The 1,711-nt window shown below is 49.1% G+C and carries 16 tRNA genes and 1 pseudogene; 16 read left to right on the forward strand and 1 reads right to left on the reverse strand.

The features are described from left to right. Nucleotides 1–24: 24 nt before the first annotated feature. The 16 genes from JWF52_RS16575 (at nt 25) to JWF52_RS16650 (ending at nt 1,421) form a co-directional block, all read left to right on the forward strand. Nucleotides 25–101 (forward strand) — tRNA-Met (locus tag JWF52_RS16575). Nucleotides 102–109: 8 nt separating this feature from the next. Next, nucleotides 110–186 (forward strand) — tRNA-Ile (locus JWF52_RS16580). 20 nt (nt 187–206) lie between these two features. After that, a tRNA-Pro gene (locus JWF52_RS16585) sits at nt 207–283 on the forward strand. Between the two features lie 8 nt (nt 284–291). After that, nucleotides 292–368: transfer RNA gene (locus JWF52_RS16590), tRNA-His, on the forward strand. 6 nt (nt 369–374) lie between these two features. Beyond that, nucleotides 375–450 (forward strand) — tRNA-Lys (locus JWF52_RS16595). Between the two features lie 15 nt (nt 451–465). Next, nucleotides 466–539 (forward strand) — tRNA-Cys (locus JWF52_RS16600). Nucleotides 540–548: 9 nt separating this feature from the next. Continuing rightward, nucleotides 549–637 (forward strand) — tRNA-Leu (locus JWF52_RS16605). 14 nt (nt 638–651) lie between these two features. Continuing rightward, a tRNA-Met gene (locus JWF52_RS16610) sits at nt 652–727 on the forward strand. A gap of 7 nt (nt 728–734) precedes the next feature. Next, a tRNA-Glu gene (locus tag JWF52_RS16615) sits at nt 735–809 on the forward strand. 9 nt (nt 810–818) lie between these two features. Next, nucleotides 819–892 (forward strand) — tRNA-Gly (locus tag JWF52_RS16620). A 12-nt stretch (nt 893–904) separates the two neighbouring features. After that, a tRNA-Val gene (locus JWF52_RS16625) sits at nt 905–980 on the forward strand. 5 nt (nt 981–985) lie between these two features. Further along, a tRNA-Asp gene (locus tag JWF52_RS16630) sits at nt 986–1,062 on the forward strand. 16 nt (nt 1,063–1,078) lie between these two features. Further along, nucleotides 1,079–1,154 (forward strand) — tRNA-Asn (locus JWF52_RS16635). A gap of 4 nt (nt 1,155–1,158) precedes the next feature. Continuing rightward, nucleotides 1,159–1,233, forward strand: a tRNA-Thr gene (locus JWF52_RS16640). 7 nt (nt 1,234–1,240) lie between these two features. Then, nucleotides 1,241–1,325: transfer RNA gene (locus JWF52_RS16645), tRNA-Tyr, on the forward strand. Nucleotides 1,326–1,337: 12 nt separating this feature from the next. Then, nucleotides 1,338–1,421 (forward strand) — tRNA-Leu (locus JWF52_RS16650). A 47-nt stretch (nt 1,422–1,468) separates the two neighbouring features. Here the strand turns inward: JWF52_RS16650 and JWF52_RS16655 are convergent. Further along, a pseudogene (locus JWF52_RS16655) lies at nt 1,469–1,711 on the reverse strand (hypothetical protein); the annotation flags it as partial.

The raw sequence follows: 1,711 nt of genomic DNA on the forward strand, positions 1-1,711 counted from the left end.
TCCGCCTCTGGGCACCAATAATGTGGCGGTATAGCTTAGTTGGCTAGAGCGTTCGGTTCATACCCGAAAGGTCACAGGTTCGACTCCTGTTACCGCTACCAATATATGTGGACCATTAGCTCAGTTGGTTAGAGCGCCCGGCTCATAACCGGTAGGTCCGGGGTTCGAGTCCCTGATGGTCCACCACTTTTAATTTAAAATAATGTCGAGGTATAGCGCAGTTTGGTAGCGCACTTGGTTTGGGACCATGGGGCCGGGGGTTCGAGTCCCTCTACCTCGACCAATAATATGGTGGGTATAGCTCAGTTGGTTAGAGCGCCAGATTGTGGCTCTGGAGGTCGTGAGTTCGACTCTCATTATCCACCCCATAAAATGATCCATTAGCTCAGTCGGTAGAGCACCTGACTTTTAATCAGGGTGTCCCGCGTTCGAGTCGCGGATGGATCACCAATTTGTATTTTGTATGGCGACATAGCCAAGTGGTAAGGCAGTGGACTGCAACTCCTTGATCCCCAGTTCGAATCTGGGTGTCGCCTCCACAAAACAATGCCGAAGTGGCGGAACTGGCAGACGCACAGGACTTAAAATCCTGCGGGACTTACCTCTCGTACCGGTTCGATTCCGGTCTTCGGCACCATATACATTTAATATCGCGGAGTGGAGCAGTTGGCAGCTCGTCGGGCTCATAACCCGAAGGTCGTAGGTTCGAGTCCTGCCTCCGCAACCAATTAAATGGCCCATTGGTCAAGCGGTCAAGACACCGCCCTTTCACGGCGGTAACAGGGGTTCGATTCCCCTATGGGTCACCAATTAAATATGCGGGTGTAGCTCAATGGTAGAGTTCCGGCCTTCCAAGCCGGCTGTGAGGGTTCGATCCCCTTCACCCGCTCCAGATTAAACTTATGGGACTATAGCTCAGCTGGGAGAGCACCTGCCTTACAAGCAGGGGGTCACAGGTTCGAGCCCTGTTAGTCCCACCATTTGCGGCCTGGTAGTTCAGTTGGTTAGAATGCCAGCCTGTCACGCTGGAGGTCGAGGGTTCGAGTCCCTTCCAGGTCGCCAACTTAATTAAATATGCGGGAATATGGCTCAGTTGGTAGAGCAATTGACTGTTAATCAATGGGTCACAGGTTCGAGTCCTGTTATTCCCGCCAATTTGCTAGTGTGGCTCAACGGTAGAGCAGCTGACTTGTAATCAGCAGGTTGTAGGTTCGATTCCTATCACTAGCTCCATAAATACGGAGGATTTCCCGAGCGGCCAAAGGGGGCAGACTGTAAATCTGTTATCGACGATTTCGGTGGTTCGAATCCACCATCCTCCACCAAAAAGTTAAGCTGCGGATGTGGCGGAATTGGCAGACGCACCAGACTTAGGATCTGGCGCCTATGGCGTGGGGGTTCGACTCCCTTCATCCGCACCATAAAATATATAAAAAGAACACAGATTAACCTGTGTTCTTTTTTTATATTAAGCTATTAAATCATCTTGTTGAGTTCCTCTGATTTCAGCAGCTGTTTTTATTTTTGTATTTTTGAATATTGCATGTCCTATGAATGCACCTAATATACTTACTACTATACATCCTGCAGCAGCTATTAAAGCTCTAGTTCCGTTTTGAGCAACTGATATTGCAAACCTGCTATTGGAGTAGCCATACCAGGAGTTGATACAGTAAGACCCATATAAGCAACTATTACACCAGACATAGCT

It is taken from the genome of Clostridium sp. CCUG 7971, assembly GCF_017590215.1.
Classification (GTDB): Bacteria; Bacillota; Clostridia; order Peptostreptococcales; family Peptostreptococcaceae; genus Faecalimicrobium.